Genomic DNA, 18,278 nt, shown 5'->3' with positions numbered 1-18,278 from the left:
ATGAAACTTGAGGTATTACCGTTAGATCAGAAGACGTTCAGCGCTTATGGCGATGTTATTGAGACGCAGGAACGTGACTTTTTTCATATAAACAACGGGTTAGTTGAGCGATATCACGACCTGGCGAAGGTTGAAGTTCTGGAGCAGGATCGCACGCTGATCAGTATTAACAGGGCGCAACCGGCCGCGATGCCTATTGTGGTACATGAACTGGAACGTCATCCTTTAGGTACGCAGGCGTTTGTGCCGATGAACGGCGAGGCTTTTGTCGTTATTGTCGCGCTCGGCGATGATAAACCCGAGCTCTCCACGCTGCGGGCGTTTATTAGCAATGGACGGCAGGGCGTCAATTATCACCGTAATGTATGGCATCACCCGCTGTTTGCGTGGCAGACGGTTACCGATTTTCTGACGGTGGATCGCGGCGGCAGCGATAACTGTGATGTTGAAAGTATCCCGACACATGAACTCTGTTTTGCGTGACGCTATTGGCCTTCTTGCATAAGATGAACATATTGTTCATTGTTTATGCTCATATTTTGGGCCGGAGTTAACGTAAATATGACGGAAGTAAGACGACGCGGCAGGCCAGGACAGGCAGAGCCGACTGCGCAGAAAGGCGCTCAGGCGCTGGAGAGGGGCATAGCGATATTGCAATATCTCGAAAGAAGCGGCGGCAGTTCATCAGTTAGCGATATTTCCGGCAGCCTGGATTTACCGCTTTCTACGACGTTTCGCCTGTTAAAGGTACTGCAAGCGGCTGATTTTGTGTACCAGGATAGCCAGCTTGGCTGGTGGCATATTGGTTTAGGCGTATTTAATGTGGGCTCTGCGTATATTCATAATCGCGATGTCCTCTCGGTGGCCGGACCCTTTATGCACCGACTTATGCTGCTTTCTGGCGAGACGGTCAACGTAGCGATTCGCAACGGTAATGAAGCGGTGTTAATCGGTCAAAAGGAGTGCAAATCGATGGTCAGAATGTGCGCGCCCTTAGGGAGTCGTCTGCCGTTACATGCTTCCGGCGCCGGAAAAGCGCTGCTTTACCCGCTCACCGAAGAAGAGCTGGTGGGGATCGTCGTCAATACCGGTTTGCGGCGGTTTACGCCGACCACTCTGGTGGATTTACCTATCCTGCTTAAAAATCTGGAGCAGGCGCGTGAACAGGGCTACACCGTCGACCAGGAAGAACATGTTGTCGGGCTGAATTGTATCGCCTCCGCTATCTATGACGATGCGGGCAGCGTGGTCGCCGCTATCTCAATATCGGGACCGGCTTCCCGGCTGACGGAAGATCGCTTTATCAGCCAGGGTGAACTGGTACGGGATACCGCGAAAGACATCAGTACGGCGCTTGGGCTAAAACCCCCTGTAGCCTGAGCCGCATCCCGCTCGCTGGAGCGGGACTTTTTTAAAATTTTTAAAAGTTGGAAACTTTTTCCAATAAAAAGAGGTAGCAATAAAATGGCAAAAATGAGAGCCGTGGATGCGGCAATGTATGTGCTGGAAAAAGAAGGTATCACCACAGCATTCGGCGTTCCTGGGGCTGCAATCAACCCCTTCTATTCTGCAATGCGTAAGCATGGAGGCATTCGCCATATACTGGCGCGTCATGTGGAAGGCGCTTCGCATATGGCTGAGGGCTACACACGTGCGGCGGCAGGTAATATTGGGGTCTGCCTGGGCACTTCCGGCCCGGCGGGAACCGACATGATCACCGCGCTCTATTCCGCTTCTGCCGACTCTATCCCGATTTTATGCATTACTGGTCAGGCGCCACGAGCGCGTCTGCACAAGGAAGATTTCCAGGCAGTCGATATTGAAGCGATTGCAAAACCAGTCAGCAAGATGGCAGTGACGGTTCGTGAGGCGGCGCTGGTGCCGCGCGTATTACAGCAGGCTTTTCATCTGATGCGCTCAGGCCGCCCAGGTCCTGTGCTGGTTGATTTACCGTTTGATGTCCAGGTTGCGGAAATCGAATTCGATCCGGATATGTATGAGCCGCTGCCGGTATATAAGCCAGCCGCCAGCCGCGTACAGATTGAAAAGGCGCTGGAGATGCTGATTCAGTCCGAGCGTCCGGTAATTGTCGCGGGCGGCGGGGTTATTAACGCCGACGCCGCGCCACTGCTGCAGCAGTTTGCCGAACTGACCAATGTACCGGTGATCCCTACCCTGATGGGCTGGGGCTGTATCCCGGACGATCACCCCCTAATGGCGGGGATGGTCGGCCTGCAAACGGCGCACCGCTACGGCAACGCCACTCTGCTGGCATCCGATATGGTTTTTGGCATCGGTAACCGTTTCGCCAACCGTCATACGGGGTCCGTTGAGAAATATACTCAGGGGCGAAAAATCATCCATATCGATATTGAACCGACGCAAATTGGCCGCGTGTTGTGCCCGGATCTGGGCATCGTTTCGGACGCCAAAGCGGCGCTAACGTTGCTGATCGATGTCGCGCAGGAGATGCAAAAGGCGGGGCGTTTGCCATGCCGGAAGACCTGGGTGGACGAATGCCAGCAGCGTAAACGGACTTTGCTGCGTAAAACCCACTTTGACAACGTGCCAGTGAAGCCGCAGCGCGTCTATGAAGAGATGAACAAAGCCTTTGGTCGCGATGTGTGCTATGTCACCACCATTGGATTATCGCAAATCGCGGCAGCGCAGATGCTGCATGTGTTTAAAGACAGACACTGGATCAACTGCGGCCAGGCGGGGCCTCTTGGCTGGACAATCCCGGCGGCATTAGGGGTTTGTGCTGCCGATCCGCAACGCAATGTGGTGGCGATTTCCGGCGATTTCGACTTCCAGTTCCTGATTGAAGAGTTAGCCGTCGGCGCGCAGTTTAACATCCCGTATATCCATGTGCTGGTTAACAACGCTTATCTTGGTCTGATTCGCCAGTCGCAACGCGCATTTGACATGGACTACTGCGTACAGCTCGCCTTTGAAAATATCAACTCCAGCGAAGTGAATGGCTATGGCGTTGACCATGTAAAAGTGGCAGAAGGGTTAGGCTGTAAAGCAATTCGTGTCTTTAAACCGGAAGATATTGCGCCTGCATTTGAACAAGCTAAAGCGCTGATGGCGCAATATCGCGTTCCGGTGGTGGTGGAAGTCATTCTGGAACGCGTAACCAATATTTCCATGGGCAGCGAACTGGATAACGTAACCGAGTTTGAAGAGGTTGCGGATAGTGCGAAAGATGCGCCAACAGAAACCTGTTTTATGAAATATGAGTAAGGGAGGTAATCGATGTTACGTTTCTCTGCCAATCTTTCTATGCTGTTTACGGAATATGATTTCCTGGAACGCTTTGATAAAGCGGCGTTGTCGGGATTTCGCGGCGTGGAATTCATGTTTCCCTACGATAACGACATCGAAGTGTTAAAACGTAAGCTCAGGGATAATAATCTGGAACATACGTTACATAATTTACCTGCTGGCGACTGGGCGGCTGGCGAACGTGGAATTGCCTGTATTCCTGGGCGCGAAGAAGAGTTTCGCGATGGCGTAGCGGCCGCAATCCGCTATGCACGTGCGTTAGGCAATAAGAAAATAAATTGTCTGGTGGGTAAAACGCCGTCAGGATTCTCCGCAACGGAGATCCACGACACGTTGGTCGAAAACCTGCGCTATGCGGCAAATATGCTGGCGAAAGAAGACATTTTATTACTTATCGAACCTATTAATCACTTTGATATGCCGGGATTCCATCTCACCGGCACTCAACAGGCGTTAGCATTAATTAAGGATATCGGCAGTGATAATATCAAAATTCAGTATGATATTTATCACATGCAACGCATGGAAGGGGAATTAACGCAAACCATGACGGCATGGGCCGATAAAATAGGCCATTTACAGATTGCTGATAACCCGCGTCGCGGCGAGCCGGGGACCGGGGAAATTAATTATGACTTTATTTTTAATGTCATTAAACAGTCTGGTTATGATGGCTGGGTTGGCTGTGAATATAAACCACTGACTACCACGGAAGCGGGATTATCGTGGATTAATCAGTACCGTTAAAACGCAGAATAATTCGGGCAGCGCTTTTTTTTCCACTGTGTTGGAAAGGGATTGTGTTGCCTGAATCTGGAAACACCGAAAGCAATAAAAGAGGTTGTATATGAAACTGGGATTTATTGGCCTGGGAATTATGGGCTCGCCAATGGCTATCAATTTGGCACGCGCCGGTCATCAATTACACGTTACGACTATTGGTCCGGTCGCGGACGAACTGCTCTCGCTGGGGGCGGTAAATGTTGAGACTGCACGTCAGGTAACTGAATTTGCAGACATTATCTTCATAATGGTGCCGGATACGCCGCAGGTTGAAGAGGTGTTATTTGGCGAACACGGTTGCGCCAAAACATCGCTTCAGGGAAAAACCATCGTCGATATGAGTTCTATTTCTCCTATCGAAACCAAACGTTTTGCCCAGCGCGTTAATGAAATGGGCGCTGATTACCTGGATGCCCCGGTTTCCGGGGGAGAAATCGGGGCGCGTGAAGGCACTCTGTCGATTATGGTCGGCGGCGAGCAGAAAGTCTTTGACCGCGTTAAACCGCTCTTTGACATCCTGGGAAAAAATATCACCCTGGTGGGCGGCAATGGGGATGGGCAAACCTGTAAGGTGGCTAACCAAATTATTGTTGCGCTGAATATTGAAGCGGTTTCTGAAGCCTTAGTGTTTGCTTCAAAAGCAGGCGCCGATCCGGTACGCGTGCGCCAGGCGTTAATGGGCGGGTTCGCCTCTTCACGCATTCTGGAAGTTCACGGCGAGCGGATGATCAACCGGACGTTCGAGCCTGGTTTCAAAATCGCGCTTCATCAGAAAGACCTTAATCTTGCATTGCAAAGCGCAAAAGCGCTGGCGCTGAATTTACCGAATACGGCGACCTGCCAGGAATTATTCAATACCTGTGCGGCAAATGGCGGGAGCCAGCTTGATCATTCGGCAATGGTACAGGCGCTGGAATTAATGGCCAATCATAAATTGTCCTAATTATGTGTATCGCTGCGGCTGCAGCGATACCTGTTCACAAGGAACACTCTGTAAAGGTGAAGAACATGAGTGAAACTAAAAAATCCGGGATTGATTACTGGAAACAAATTGTTGTCGTAATGAGCCTGGGCTGGGTAGCGATTTGGATCTATCGCACCGTGCTTACGCCAATTTATCCAGAAATTCAGGCATCTTTAGACAATGTAAGTAATGCAGAAATAGGCGCCATTGCAAGTTTTTACTTTTTTGCTTACTGCAGTATGCAAATCCCTTGCGGAATATTGGTCGATAAATTCGGTCAAAAAATCATGCTGATGGCCGGATTTACGCTTTTTATTATTGGTACACTCTGTATCGCGAAAGCCAATGGCCTGACCATGATCTATATAGGGTCGCTAATGGCAGGTGGCGGATGCGCTTCTTTCTTTAGCTCGGCTTATTCACTCTCTTCGGCAAACGTGCCGCAGGCCCGTCGGGCATTAGCCAACGCGATTATCAACAGCGGGTCGGCTATAGGGATGGGGATTGGCTTAATCGGTTCCAGCGTATTAGTAAAAAACATGAGCATGGCCTGGCAAAATGTACTGTATATCGTGGCCGCGATATTAGTAATCATGCTGTGCGTCTTTACGCTGATCATTCGCGGTAAAGCCAAAAGCGACTCTGCGCAAGCGGAAAAGCAAACCCAAACCGTTACGGAAGATGAGAAACGTGCGCCTTTATTCTCTGGTTTATTGTGTAGCGTTTACTTCCTCTATTTCTGTACCTGCTACGGTTATTATTTGATAGTGACCTGGCTGCCCTCTTATCTACAGACTGAAAGAGGATTTGATGGCGGAGCTATCGGGCTGGCATCAGCGCTGGTGGCGGTGGTTGGCGTACCGGGGGCGTTATTTTTTAGCCATCTGTCAGATAAATTCCGTAACAGTAAAGTTAAGGTTATTCTCGGTCTGGAAATTGTGGCGGCAGCAATGTTGGCGTTTACGGTTTTGTCCCCGAATACCACGATGCTGATGGTCAGCCTGACGCTATACGGCTTGCTGGGGAAAATGGCGGTAGACCCGATCCTGATCTCCTTTGTATCTGAACAGGCTTCGGCAAAAAGTCTGGGAAGAGCTTTCAGCCTTTTTAATTTCTTTGGCATGAGCTCGGCGGTTGTCGCCCCAACGTTGACCGGATTTATTTCGGATGTAACGGGGTCGAAGGAGATCAGTTTTGTGATTTCAGCATGTTTAGTGGTCACCGGAACGCTGATCTTTGCTGTCGTCACTTTATATAAAAAGAAAGCAACGCAACGTATTGCTTCAGCTTAAAAATAATTATATCTACTAATTCTTTATTTTATATTTATTTGTTCCTCATAGCTAAACCCATAACAACGTTATCCGATGCGTGAAAAGAGGGATTTATGGAACATCAAAGAGAGCTATACCAGCAGCGCGGTTATAGCGAAGACTTATTACCTAAAACAGAAACCCAACGAAACTGGAAGGCATTTAACTATTTCACCTTATGGATGGGATCTGTACATAACGTGCCAAATTACGTTATGGTCGGCGGTTTTTTTATACTGGGCCTATCAACATTTAATATCATGTTGGCCATTATTATCAGCGCATTATTTATTGCGGCGGCGATGGTAATGAATGGCGCGGCAGGCAGCAAATATGGCGTTCCTTTTGCTATGATATTGCGAGGTTCTTACGGCGTCCGCGGCGCGCTATTCCCTGGATTATTGCGAGGGGGAATCGCGGCAATTATGTGGTTCGGCTTACAGTGTTACGCGGGATCGCTGGCATTTCTTATTTTGATTGGGAAGATCTGGCCAGGATTTCTGACATTAGGCGGAGATTTCAAGCTGCTGGGTCTTTCACTGCCAGGACTAATTACTTTTCTAATTTTTTGGATTATTAACGTTGGCATCGGTTTTGGCGGTGGTAAAGTATTAAATAAATTTACCGCTATCCTCAATCCATGTATTTACATTGTCTTTGGCGGCATGGCTATTTGGGCAATATCGCTGGTCGGCATTGGCCCGATTCTGGACTATCTGCCTTCAGGCGTGCAAAAAGCAGAGCACAGCGGCTTTCTGTTCTTGGTGGTGATTAACGCCGTAGTCGCCGTCTGGGCAGCGCCAGCGGTGAGCGCGTCCGATTTCACGCAAAACGCGCATTCATTTCGCGCTCAGGCATTGGGACAAACGCTGGGGCTTATCGTAGCGTATATATTATTCGCCGTAGCCAGCGTGTGCATTATTGCCGGAGCCAGTATTCATTATGGTATGGATACCTGGAACGTGCTGGATATTGTGCAGCGCTGGGACAGCCTGTTTGCTTCATTCTTTGCGGTGTTGGTGATTCTGATGACGACAATTTCAACCAACGCCACCGGTAATATTATACCTGCGGGGTATCAAATTGCGGCGCTTGCCCCGACAAAGCTTAACTATAAAAATGGCGTAATGATTGCCAGTATTATCAGTCTACTGATTTGTCCATGGAAATTAATGGAGAATCAGGACAGTATTTATCTGTTCCTCGATATTATCGGCGGTATGCTTGGCCCGGTAATCGGCGTAATGTTAGCTCATTATTTTGTGGTAATGCGTGGAAAAATTAATCTTGATGAGCTGTACACCGCCAGCGGTGATTACAAATATTATGATAATGGATTTAACCTGACTGCATTTTCAGTCACCCTGGTCGCAGTTATTCTGTCATTAGGCGGCAAGTTTATACCATTTTTGGAGCCTTTATCCCGCGTGTCCTGGTTTGTAGGCGTAATAGTTGCGTTCGTTACTTATGCGCTATTGAAGAAACGCACGGGTTTTGAAAATACAGGAGAGAAAAAACTCGCAGGTTAAATATTGAAAAAGCATTAAGCGTATTTAATGAAGTGTGCGCTATTTAAAAACTATCTGTATCCATACAAGGAGTTTGTTATGTCTTTTGATTTAATTATTAAGAACGGTACTGTCATCTTAGAAAACGAAGCGAGAGTTATCGATATCGCCGTCCAGGGCGGAAAAATCGCCGCGATTGGCGAGAACCTGGGGGAAGCGAAAAATGTGCTGGATGCGACGGGATTGATCGTTTCGCCGGGCATGGTTGACGCGCATACCCACATTTCTGAACCGGGCCGTACCCACTGGGAAGGCTATGAAACCGGTACCCGCGCGGCGGCGAAAGGCGGTATTACCACGATGATTGAGATGCCGCTCAATCAGCTGCCGGCGACGGTCGATCGTGAGACGATTGAACTCAAGTTTGACGCGGCAAAAGGTAAATTGACCATCGACGCCGCGCAGTTGGGCGGTTTGGTTTCTTATAACCTGGATCGGCTTCATGAGCTGGACGAAGTGGGCGTTGTCGGCTTCAAGTGCTTTGTCGCCACCTGCGGCGATCGTGGCATCGATAATGATTTTCGCGACGTTAATGACTGGCAGTTTTACAAAGGCGCGCAAAAATTGGGGGAAATGGACCAGACGGTACTGGTACATTGCGAAAATGCTCTGATTTGCGATGAGCTGGGCGAGGAAGCTAAACGCGAAGGTCGCGTAACGGCGCATGATTATGTCGCCTCACGTCCGGTATTTACTGAAGTGGAAGCCATTCGTCGCGTGCTGTATCTGGCGAAAGCGGCAGGTTGCCGTCTGCACGTTTGCCATATCAGCAGCCCGGAGGGGGTAGAGGAAGTAACGCGCGCGCGTCAGGAAGGCCAGGATGTCACCTGTGAATCGTGCCCGCACTATTTTGTCCTCGATACCGATCAGTTCGAAGAGATTGGCACCCTGGCAAAATGTTCTCCGCCAATTCGCGACCAGGAAAACCAGAAAGGGATGTGGGAAAAACTGTTTAACGGCGAAATCGACTGCCTGGTATCCGACCACTCTCCATGCCCTCCGGAAATGAAAGCAGGCAATATCATGCAAGCATGGGGCGGAATTGCCGGACTGCAAAACTGCATGGACGTCATGTTTGATGAAGCGGTGCAAAAACGCGGTATGTCGTTGCCGATGTTTGGCAAATTAATGGCGACCAACGCCGCCGATATTTTTGGTCTGAAACATAAAGGACGTATTGCCCCCGGCAAAGATGCTGACCTGGTCTTTATTCAGCCTGACAGCAGCTATGTTCTGAAAAATGAAGATCTGGAATATCGCCATAAAGTCAGTCCGTATGTTGGCCGTACTATTGGCGCGCGTATTACCAAAACGATTTTGCGCGGCGATGTTATTTATGACATCGAGCATGGCTTCCCTGTGCCGCCAAAAGGTCAGTTTATCCTTAAACATCAGCAGTAATCCGGTGTGATTTAATGCCCGTCGTCACGACGGGCATTCTCTATTTTAAGGTGTGGATATGTTCCCTGTTATTAACCGCGAAAGTGTGTTGTCCGGCTTTCAGTGGTTTTTCTTTATTTTCTGTAACACGGTTGTGGTTCCCCCTACCTTGCTGTCCGCTTTTCATCTTCCCGCTGATAACTTGTTAATGCTCACACAATACGCTTTTTTGACCACCGCGTTGGCCTGCCTGGTTCAGGCATTTTGCGGCCATCGCCGTGCCATTATGGAAGGGCCGACAGGACTGTGGTGGGGCGCTATTCTTACGATTACGCTTGGCGAGGCGTCTCGCGGCACGCCGCTGAACGATATCGCCTCCAGCCTGTCGGTCGGGATCGCGATCTCCGCAATGGTGACGATATTTATCGGCATTAGCGGCTTAGGACACCGTCTGGCTCGCCTGTTTACGCCGGCGGTAATGGTTTTTTTCATGCTGCTTTTGGGCGCGCAGCTGACCTCAATATTTTTTAAAGGCATGCTGGGGCTGCCTTTTGGCATTGCCGATACCAGCGCCAGAATCAAATTGGCCCCCTTTGGGCTGGCGGTCGCGGTGATGTGTTTTATCCTCGCGATGATTATTTTCCTGCAGCAGCGTATCTCCCGTTACGCGTTACTGGTAGGGACCGTGGTCGGGTGGGGGCTATGGCGGTTATGCTTTCCTTCATCACACTTACCGCCGGGTGAATTAAGCTGGCGATGGTTTCCGCTGGGCAGCCACGGCACGCTGATGCCGGGTATTATTGTGACGGCGGTGATGACGGGGTTAGTCAACATCAGCAACACTTACGGCGCCATCCGCGGTACCGATATCTTTTATCTGCATCAAGGGTCGGGCAGTTCTCGTTATCGCCGAAGCTTTATGATTTCCGGACTGATGACGTTAGTGACGGTGCCTTTCGCGGTCGTGCCTTTTTCGCCTTTTGTGTCTTCCATTGGTTTATTAACGCAAACCGGCGACAGTTCTCGCAAATCCTTTATCTGTGGTAGCGCGCTGTGTCTGCTGGTTGCCATTATAACGCCGTTAACCCGCTTATTTTGCGCTATTCCACTGGCGATCAGCAGCGCCGTTATGCTGGTCTCTTATTTACCTTTACTTTATTCCGGTTTGGTTTTTAGCCAGCAAATTACGTTTACCGCGCGGAATATTTATCGCCTGGCGTTACCGCTTTTTGTCGGCATTTTTTTGATGGGGCTTCCTCCGGTCTATTTACAGGATCTTCCACTGATGATTCGTCCTCTGCTTAGCAACGGATTACTGGTGGGAATCTTACTGGCAGTGCTTATGGAAAATCTTATTCCGTGGGAACGCATTAAATAACGTGAGAAAACAAGGAGACATGATGAAGATTGTAATTGCGCCAGATTCATTTAAAGAGAGCTTAAGCGCTGATAAATGCTGTCAGGCTATTAAAGCGGGATTTTCAACCGTATTTCCTGATGCGCGCTATGTTTGTTTACCGATCGCCGATGGCGGAGAAGGAACCGTGGACGCAATGGTGGCTGCGACCGGCGGGAAACGGGTTTCTGTGGACGTTAGCGGGCCGATGGGGGAAAAAGTAAACGGATTTTATGGCCTGACCGGCGACGGCAAAACGGCGATTATTGAAATGGCGGCGGCGAGCGGATTGATGCTGGTGGCGCCAGAGGCGCGTAATCCGCTGCTGGCATCCAGTTTCGGCACCGGCGAATTGATTCGTCACGCCCTGGACGCGGGGATTCGCCATATTATTCTGGGTATCGGCGGCAGCGCCACGGTGGATGGCGGAATGGGAGTAGCGCAGGCGCTCGGTGTGCGTTTTCTGGACGCGCAAGGAATGCTGCTTGGCGCCGGAGGGGGCAATTTATCGCGCCTGGCGAGCATTGACCTGCAGGGGTGCGATCCGCGTATTTCAGAGTGTCGTATTGAGGTCGCCTGTGATGTTGATAACCCGTTGGTGGGGCCACGCGGCGCGGCGGCGGTATTCGGTCCGCAGAAAGGGGCGACGCCTGAAATGGTCGAGACGCTGGAAAATGGATTACGTAATTATGCCCGTGTTTTACATGCCCTGACCGGACGCGACATGTCTCAAATACCGGGCGGTGGAGCGGCCGGAGGAATGGGGATTGCTGCTATCGTCTTCCTGGAAGCGGAAATGAAGCCCGGTATTGAGATTGTTATGCAGGCGGTGAAGTTGGAGGAGGCGGTAAAAGAGGCCTCGCTGGTGATTACCGGAGAAGGGCGAATCGACTCGCAAACGGCGGGAGGAAAAGCGCCGATAGGCGTTGCGTCAGTGGCGAAACGGCATCACGTCCCGGTTATCGGCATTGCCGGCGTACTGGGCGACGGCGTGGAAGTGGTCCATCGCCACGGTATTGATGCCGTATTCAGTATTTTGCCGCGGCTGGCGCCTTTGCCGGAGGTTCTGGCGAACGGTGAACAAAATCTCTACCACAGCGCCTGTAATATTGCCCGCGTCATCAAACTTGGCCAGGATATCGGGACTCGTTAAGCATAAAAAAAGCCACGGTTCTCACCGTGGCAAAATCCAACATAGCTAAATTAAAAATAATCAGGAGGGCTGTCCGCCGTTAAATCATAACGTCGCGGTTACAGTCTTTGGAGTAGATGTAGCTGAATGCTTCGCCACGACCTACACCGTATCCGGCCTGCAGGGAATAAGCGCCCATGAAGATGTAGTCGCCTTTTTTCACCGGCACCCAGTTGTTGTCGAGGTTATAAACCCCCTGGCCGGAAAGGATATAAGCGCCATGTTCCTGGACGTGGGTTTCAATATAGCCGTGGCTGGCGCCCGGTTCGAACGACAGAATATGCATATTCATATCGAAGCCCAGCTCTTTAGGCAGGAAATCCAGCAGAATAACATCTTCCATGCCTTCATAATGAATACGCTCCAGCTGGCTGGCATTGCCGGAAACCAACCACGGGGCATGCCCCTCGACAGGAGTATAGCGGCGTTTATATAAAAATAGCTGGCTGTCTTCCGTTTGAGCGTTGCTAAAGGTCATCATCTCGCCCGGTGGACAATAGAGGTATCCGCCCTGAGTTAAAGAGAATGTTTTTCCTTCTGCTTTAGCTTCAATATTTCCCGTAATGACATAGAGAAAAGTTTCAATCCCCTCGCCGCCAAAGCCCTGCTGGTTGCCGCCATTCTGATGTAAGGTGACCAGATAATCGACGAAAGAAGCACCCAGCTTCGGCGTCGAAAGGATTGTGACGTCACAGTTTTCAAAGCCAGGAATAATATTTTTCACCAGACCGTCCGGCGTTAAGAGCGCATAGTTACCGTGTTTCACAATGGCGCGGTTCGCCAGTAAATCATCGCGGTAACCCGTGACGTTATTCAGATATCCCATTGATGGCTCCTTATTTTTGCCAGGCAAGTTGATGCAGCATTAATGCCAGAGTTTTGACCCCTTCAGCAAGGTCATTAATGTTGGTACGTTCCGCCGGGTTATGGCTGATACCATTAATGCTGGGGACGAAAATCATACAGGTAGGGACGCGCGGCGCGAAAATTTGCGCGTCATGACCTGCGCCGCTATGCATTATGCGATAGTTCAGTTGTTCGGTTTCACACAGCCTGGTGAGGGCCGCGACCAGTTCGGCGTTCATCGGCACCGGCGCTTCGTCCATCCACAAATCGATATCGATGCTGATATCCATTTCATCGCAGATGGCGCGCATATCGTTTTCCAACTGTTCGGTAAATTCGCGAAGTACCGCGGCGTCCGTATGCCGGCAATCGATTGTAAATGTGGTTTTTCTAGGGACTACATTGACCGTATTCGGCTGCGGCTCAACTTTGCCGAACGTTAATACCAGGGGATCGCCATGCTGTTTGGCTTTTTCAATGGACTGACTGCAAATACGACTGAAGGCGTGCACCGTATCGCGACGATAGCCCATTGGCGTTGTGCCTGCATGGTTGGACTCGCCGTTGAGCGTCACCGTGTAGCGACGTTGCCCGACGATGGCGTTGACGACGCCAATCGACTGTCCGTTGCTCTCCAGAACGCAGCCTTGCTCAATATGCAATTCAACAAAGGCGCGGATATCGGTTCGCGCAGCGAGTGGCGCGGCGGGAAGGGTAAATCCGCACGCCTGCATAGCGTCGACAAAGCCTGTGCCTTTGGCGTCCTGGATATGGCGTACCTCTTCAGGATTCGCCAGGCCAAAAATGTTCTTGCTGCCCCAAAAAACGTAAGGGAAACGGCTGCCTTCTTCCTCTGCCATTGACACTACCTCGACGGTGCGCAGCGGCGCGCCGTAGGTCGCTTTTAGCCAGTCGATCGCCAGCCAGGCGGCAAGCGCGCCGAATTGCCCGTCCAGATTGCCGCCGTTGACGACCGTATCAATATGCGAACCGCTTAAAATCACCTGCTCCGGAAATTGTGTGCCGCAAAGGCGGCCATATAAATTTCCGACGTCATCAAAGCGTGTCTCCAGACCGCTTTCTGCCATTCGCTTTTTAAACTGCTGCTGTGTTTCCAGCCACTCAGGCGAATAAAGTAAACGCGTCATTCCACCCGTAGGATCGGCTCCAATGGAAGAGAGCCAGGGCAATGTTTCTTCTATCGCGTGGCGAAAATGCTTTATCATAGAAAATTCCTGTTTCAATAATTATTGGGCAAAGGGATTTTTTGTTTCGTATGACTTGAGATAGAGGGCATCGGAAATCAGATATTGATAAATATCATCAACAATATCGATACCATTCATATCGGCATTTTTCTGTTTAATATCCTGATCCTGTCCAGGATAATAAACCTGTTTAAAACCGGGAGCGGGCTTCACGGAATTGAGTTCCTGCATAGTCTGACTAATATGTTTGCGGAATAATTCACAGGAAGAAAAGAACGCCGGATTAATGACCAGATGAAGTTGTCCTAAATTGCGTCCGGCGTGTAAATCTTCATACATCGAACTGACCTGGCGGCCAAACGGCAGCCCCAGCAGAATGCCGGACAAAATATCGATCATCATCATCAGGCCGTAACCTTTCGGGCCTGCGGCGGGTAATAACGCATTGACGGCAAAAGGATCATGTGTCGGCGCGCCGTTTTTATCGACGGCCCAACTCTCCGGAATGGACTCATTGCGAGACCGTGCATCGAGGACTTTTCCCCAGGCCTGCACGGTGGTGGCCATATCAAAGGTAATGATGTCATCGCCTTCGCCCGGCGCGGCAAAGGCCAGCGGATTAGTGCCATAGTAAATATCCGCCCCGCCAAACGGCACGACCATAGGATCGGACTGACAGATAGACAGACCAATCAGGCCTTCGCGAGCAGCCTGGCGGACGAAATAAGAGATGGCGCCGCTATGGCCCATTCTGCTAATGCCGACAACCGCGACGCCATTTTTTTTGGCTATTTCAATAGCATGCTCCATTCCCATTTTGGCTGCGACCTGTCCGGCAGCATTATCGGCATGCAGTATCGCCGTACAGGGACCGGTATTCTCAATGCGGAACGTCGGCTCCCGGTTGGTGCCGCCTTTTGAAATTCGTTCGGCATAATATTCAACGCGTACGGCGCCATGTGAGTGAATACCTCTGGCATCTGCATAAACCAGTACGTCGGCGACGGTGGCGGCGTGCTCACGTTTTAGTCCGGCTTTATAAAGCTTATTTTCGATAAGCTGATGGAGTGTTTCCCGACTGATTTTCATCTGTCTTCCTTTTTAACGACGGTGTGAAGCATGACTGCGATTAACATACCGGGAAAATAAAATGATTATGTGATCCAGACAGGCAAAAAAATATAATTAGAATTTATTTGATAATCAGGCGGGTTTTATCTTTTTGCTTAAATAAAAAGCTTTTTTAGAAAATCATAACTAATCCTTTAGCCGTTGTTTGAATTCTTTTGTTAATAAATTTGATGTGACGTTAATCACTCTATTTACCCTCCCGGATATATACCGTGAAGCGCACATTAACACTGCTCGTGCAATTGCAATGGGTGCAATTATTAAGGAGTTGTTATGATCCACGCCTTTATTAAAAAAGGGTGTTTTCAGGACTCTGTCAGCTTAATGATTATTTCTCGAAAGCTGAGTGAGTCCGAAAATGTTGATGATGTATCGGTAATGATGGGAACGCCTGCGAATAAGTCGCTGCTGGAAACTACCGGTTTCTGGCATGACGATTTTCATGGCGCTACGCCCAATGACATTTGCGTGGCGATTCGTACCGAAGCGGTAGATGACGGCATTACGCAGGTGATTGTGCAACAGCTCGAAGAAGCATTGCAGCAGTTGGCGCAGGGAAGCAGCGGCAGCCAGTCGTTAATCCAGGTCAGACGCTGGGAAAGCGCCTGTCAGAAACTGCCAGAGGCGAATCTGGCGCTGGTATCGGTGGCCGGCGAATATGCGGCGGAACTGGCAGAGCAGGCGCTGGATCGTTCGTTGAACGTGATGATCTTCTCCGATAATGTCACGCTGGACGATGAAATCAGACTAAAACGCCGGGCGCGTGATAAAGGACTGCTGGTCATGGGGCCGGATTGCGGCACCGCTATGATCGCCAATACGCCGCTGGCTTTCGCTAACGTCATGCCAGAGGGCAACATCGGGGTGATTGGCGCTTCCGGCACCGGTATTCAGGAGCTCTGTTCACAGATTGCGCTGGCGGGGGAAGGGATTACCCATGCCATCGGGCTTGGCGGACGCGATTTGAGCGCCGAGGTCGGCGGGATCAGCGCGCTAACGGCACTGGAGATACTCAGCGCGGATGAAAAGAGCCAGGTGCTGGCCTTTGTCTCCAAACCGCCTGCCGATGCGGTTCGTCAGCATATTATCGCGGCGATGAAAGCCACCGGGAAACCCGTTGTAGCGCTGTTCTTAGGGTTTTCCTCTCCCGTTGCGCGTGAGGGAAACGTCTGGTTTGCCTCGACGCTGGATGAAGCCGCCCGCCTGGCATGTTTATTGTCTCGCGTGACGTCGCAGCGTAAAGAAATGGTTTCAACAGGCGGCGTGATTCGTGGCCTCTATACCGGCGGAACGCTGGCGGCGGAAGCGGCGGGGCTGCTGGCCGGCTATCTGGGCGTCGCGGCGGATACGGAACATCACCATGGCATGATGCTTGACGCTGACGGCCACCAGATTATCGATCTGGGCGATGACTTTTATACCGTTGGGCGACCACATCCGATGATCGACCCGGCGTTACGTAATCAGCTTATCGCCGGGCTTGGCGCGCAGCCGCAGGTACGCGTGTTATTAGTGGACGTCGTTATTGGTTTTGGCGCGACCGCCGATCCCGCCGCATCGCTGATTCAGGCCTGGCAGAAGGCATGCGCCGCACGCGCCAGCGATCAGCCGCTGTTCGCCATCGCAACCGTCACCGGAACGGAACGCGATCCTCAGTGCCGCTCGCAACAAATCGCCGCGCTCGAAGATGCCGGCATCACGGTAGTGGATTCTCTTCCCGAAGCCACTCTGTTGGCCGCGGAACTGATTCGACCCACTCTCTCTTCCACTCATCCATCAGCTCCCCGGTTACTGGAAGCGGTAGCGGTGATTAATGCCGGGTTACGTAGCTTCGCGCTGGATTTACAGGCTGCCGGTATGCCCGTGGTGCACTACCAGTGGGCGCCTGTCGCTGGCGGTAATAAAAAACTGGCTCGTCTGTTAGAACGTTTGCAATAAGGGGTTCCCATGTTTACATCAGTGGCGCAAGCCAACGCTGCAGTCATCGAACAAATTCGTCGCGCACGTCCGCACTGGCTGGATGTGAAGCCAGCTTCTTCATTAATTAGCGTGCTCAATCAAGGGAAAACGCTTCTTCATGCCGGCCCGCCGATGCGCTGGCAAGAGATGACCGGCCCGATGAAAGGCGCCTGTATCGGCGCATGCCTGTTTGAAGGATGGGCCAAAGATGAAATGAGCGCGCTCGCGCTGTTAGAGCAGGGAAAGGTCAACTTTATTCCCTGCCATCACGTTAACGCCGTGGGGCCGATGGGCGGTATTACCTCAGCCAGTATGCCGATGCTGGTCGTGGAAAATATCACCGACGGCAATCGCGCGTACTGCAATCTCAACGAAGGGATCGGCAAAGTGATGCGTTTCGGCGCCTATGGCGAGGATGTTCAGCAACGTTTGCGCTGGATGCGTGATGTGCTGATGCCGGTATTAAGCGCGGCGCTGGGACGTCTGGAGCGGGGGCTCGACCTGACCGCAATGATGGCGCAGGGCATTACGATGGGAGATGAATTCCACCAGCGCAATATCGCCTCTTCCGCATTGCTGATGCGCACGTTGGCGCCGCATATCGCCCGTCTGGAACACGATAAGCAGCAGATAGCGGAAGTGATGGATTTTCTGAGCGTCACCGATCAATTCTTCCTTAATCTGGCGATGGCCTACTGTAAAGCCGCCATGGACGCGGGCGCGCAGATTCGCGCCGGCAGTATTGTGACGGCGATGACCCGTAATGGCGATATGTTTGGCATTCGGGTTAGCGGTCTGGGCGACCGTTGGTTCACCGCGCCTGTTAATACGCCGCAGGGGCTATTTTTTACCGGTTTTTCGCAGGATCAGGCCAACCCGGACATGGGCGACAGCGCCATTACTGAAACGTTTGGTATTGGCGGCGCTGCGATGATTGCCGCGCCTGGCGTAACGCGTTTTGTCGGTGCCGGGGGAATGGAAGCGGCGAAATCTGTTTCTGAAGAGATGGCTGAAATTTATCTCGAACGCAACATGCAGCTACAAATCCCCGGCTGGGATTTTCAGGGGGCCTGTCTGGGACTGGATATCCGCCGCGTGGTCGAGACCGGAATTACGCCGCTGATTAACACGGGTATCGCGCATAAAGAGGCGGGGATTGGACAGATTGGCGCGGGAACCGTCCGTGCGCCGCTGGCCTGTTTCGAGCAGGCGCTGGAAGCGCTGGCGGAAAGCATGGGCGTAAGTTAAGA

Annotated in this window: 15 protein-coding genes; 12 read left to right on the top strand and 3 right to left on the bottom strand. The window is 51.3% G+C overall.

Annotated features, from left to right (window positions below; genetic code table 11):
- The 10 genes from allA (at position 1) to glxK (ending at position 11,845) form a co-directional block, all read left to right on the top strand.
- Positions 1 to 483: an ureidoglycolate lyase gene (gene allA / locus J1G48_RS16500; RefSeq protein WP_000764661.1), complete on the top strand. Its 483-nt coding sequence runs from the start codon at positions 1 to 3 to the stop codon at positions 481 to 483.
- 78 nt (positions 484 to 561) lie between these two features.
- Complete coding sequence (allR, locus tag J1G48_RS16495) at positions 562 to 1,380, top strand: HTH-type transcriptional repressor AllR (RefSeq protein ID WP_000141265.1); 819 nt, start codon at positions 562 to 564, stop codon at positions 1,378 to 1,380.
- 84 nt (positions 1,381 to 1,464) lie between these two features.
- Positions 1,465 to 3,246: a glyoxylate carboligase gene (gcl, locus tag J1G48_RS16490; RefSeq protein ID WP_001096865.1), complete on the top strand. Its 1,782-nt coding sequence runs from the start codon at positions 1,465 to 1,467 to the stop codon at positions 3,244 to 3,246.
- Between the two features lie 12 nt (positions 3,247 to 3,258).
- Entirely contained in the window at positions 3,259 to 4,035 is a 777-nt protein-coding gene (gene hyi / locus J1G48_RS16485) for a hydroxypyruvate isomerase (RefSeq protein ID WP_000943591.1), read from the top strand.
- Between the two features lie 100 nt (positions 4,036 to 4,135).
- Entirely contained in the window at positions 4,136 to 5,014 is an 879-nt protein-coding gene (gene glxR, locus J1G48_RS16480) for a 2-hydroxy-3-oxopropionate reductase (RefSeq protein ID WP_000765815.1), read from the top strand.
- Between the two features lie 65 nt (positions 5,015 to 5,079).
- Entirely contained in the window at positions 5,080 to 6,327 is a 1,248-nt protein-coding gene (locus J1G48_RS16475; RefSeq protein ID WP_000005070.1) for an MFS transporter, read from the top strand.
- 95 nt (positions 6,328 to 6,422) lie between these two features.
- Positions 6,423 to 7,877: a putative allantoin permease gene (locus J1G48_RS16470; RefSeq protein ID WP_000401061.1), complete on the top strand. Its 1,455-nt coding sequence runs from the start codon at positions 6,423 to 6,425 to the stop codon at positions 7,875 to 7,877.
- Between the two features lie 78 nt (positions 7,878 to 7,955).
- Positions 7,956 to 9,317 (top strand): allantoinase AllB, encoded by a 1,362-nt coding sequence (allB, locus tag J1G48_RS16465; RefSeq protein ID WP_000006865.1) that lies wholly within the window; start codon positions 7,956 to 7,958, stop codon positions 9,315 to 9,317.
- 58 nt (positions 9,318 to 9,375) lie between these two features.
- Positions 9,376 to 10,674: a uracil/xanthine transporter gene (locus J1G48_RS16460; protein ID WP_000484505.1), complete on the top strand. Its 1,299-nt coding sequence runs from the start codon at positions 9,376 to 9,378 to the stop codon at positions 10,672 to 10,674.
- Between the two features lie 22 nt (positions 10,675 to 10,696).
- Complete coding sequence (gene glxK, locus J1G48_RS16455) at positions 10,697 to 11,845, top strand: glycerate 3-kinase (protein WP_000706327.1); 1,149 nt, start codon at positions 10,697 to 10,699, stop codon at positions 11,843 to 11,845.
- Positions 11,846 to 11,924: 79 nt separating this feature from the next.
- Here the strand turns inward: glxK and allE are convergent, their stop codons facing one another.
- The 3 genes from allE to allD are packed head-to-tail and all read right to left on the bottom strand — an operon-like array spanning position 11,925 to position 15,027.
- Complete coding sequence (gene allE, locus J1G48_RS16450) at positions 11,925 to 12,710, bottom strand: (S)-ureidoglycine aminohydrolase (protein ID WP_000540985.1); 786 nt, start codon at positions 12,708 to 12,710, stop codon at positions 11,925 to 11,927.
- A 10-nt stretch (positions 12,711 to 12,720) separates the two neighbouring features.
- Positions 12,721 to 13,956, bottom strand: a complete 1,236-nt coding sequence (gene allC, locus J1G48_RS16445) for an allantoate deiminase (RefSeq protein WP_000589762.1) — start codon at positions 13,954 to 13,956, stop codon at positions 12,721 to 12,723.
- Positions 13,957 to 13,977: 21 nt separating this feature from the next.
- Positions 13,978 to 15,027 (bottom strand): ureidoglycolate dehydrogenase, encoded by a 1,050-nt coding sequence (gene allD / locus J1G48_RS16440; RefSeq protein ID WP_000703943.1) that lies wholly within the window; start codon positions 15,025 to 15,027, stop codon positions 13,978 to 13,980.
- 315 nt (positions 15,028 to 15,342) lie between these two features.
- On the opposite strand from allD, the gene J1G48_RS16435 reads away from it, so the two are divergent.
- Positions 15,343 to 17,007, top strand: a complete 1,665-nt coding sequence (locus tag J1G48_RS16435; RefSeq protein WP_000580911.1) for an acyl-CoA synthetase FdrA — start codon at positions 15,343 to 15,345, stop codon at positions 17,005 to 17,007.
- A gap of 9 nt (positions 17,008 to 17,016) precedes the next feature.
- Positions 17,017 to 18,276: a DUF1116 domain-containing protein gene (locus tag J1G48_RS16430; protein ID WP_000495330.1), complete on the top strand. Its 1,260-nt coding sequence runs from the start codon at positions 17,017 to 17,019 to the stop codon at positions 18,274 to 18,276.
- Positions 18,277 to 18,278: the final 2 nt, after the last annotated feature.

It is taken from the genome of Salmonella sp. SAL-020 (assembly GCF_017372215.1).
GTDB lineage: Bacteria > Pseudomonadota > Gammaproteobacteria > Enterobacterales > Enterobacteriaceae > Salmonella > Salmonella enterica.
This window is presented reverse-complemented; position numbering and strand designations above follow the sequence as displayed.

Coding starts and splice junctions, on each gene's coding strand:
- allA (WP_000764661.1), top strand. CDS start 1: ATGAAACTTGAGGTATTACCGTTAGATCAGAAGACGTTCAGCGCTTAT.
- allR (WP_000141265.1), top strand. CDS start 562: ATGACGGAAGTAAGACGACGCGGCAGGCCAGGACAGGCAGAGCCGACT.
- gcl (WP_001096865.1), top strand. CDS start 1,465: ATGGCAAAAATGAGAGCCGTGGATGCGGCAATGTATGTGCTGGAAAAA.
- hyi (WP_000943591.1), top strand. CDS start 3,259: ATGTTACGTTTCTCTGCCAATCTTTCTATGCTGTTTACGGAATATGAT.
- glxR (WP_000765815.1), top strand. CDS start 4,136: ATGAAACTGGGATTTATTGGCCTGGGAATTATGGGCTCGCCAATGGCT.
- J1G48_RS16475 (WP_000005070.1), top strand. CDS start 5,080: ATGAGTGAAACTAAAAAATCCGGGATTGATTACTGGAAACAAATTGTT.
- J1G48_RS16470 (WP_000401061.1), top strand. CDS start 6,423: ATGGAACATCAAAGAGAGCTATACCAGCAGCGCGGTTATAGCGAAGAC.
- allB (WP_000006865.1), top strand. CDS start 7,956: ATGTCTTTTGATTTAATTATTAAGAACGGTACTGTCATCTTAGAAAAC.
- J1G48_RS16460 (WP_000484505.1), top strand. CDS start 9,376: ATGTTCCCTGTTATTAACCGCGAAAGTGTGTTGTCCGGCTTTCAGTGG.
- glxK (WP_000706327.1), top strand. CDS start 10,697: ATGAAGATTGTAATTGCGCCAGATTCATTTAAAGAGAGCTTAAGCGCT.
- allE (WP_000540985.1), bottom strand. CDS start 12,710: ATGGGATATCTGAATAACGTCACGGGTTACCGCGATGATTTACTGGCG.
- allC (WP_000589762.1), bottom strand. CDS start 13,956: ATGATAAAGCATTTTCGCCACGCGATAGAAGAAACATTGCCCTGGCTC.
- allD (WP_000703943.1), bottom strand. CDS start 15,027: ATGAAAATCAGTCGGGAAACACTCCATCAGCTTATCGAAAATAAGCTT.
- J1G48_RS16435 (WP_000580911.1), top strand. CDS start 15,343: ATGATCCACGCCTTTATTAAAAAAGGGTGTTTTCAGGACTCTGTCAGC.
- J1G48_RS16430 (WP_000495330.1), top strand. CDS start 17,017: ATGTTTACATCAGTGGCGCAAGCCAACGCTGCAGTCATCGAACAAATT.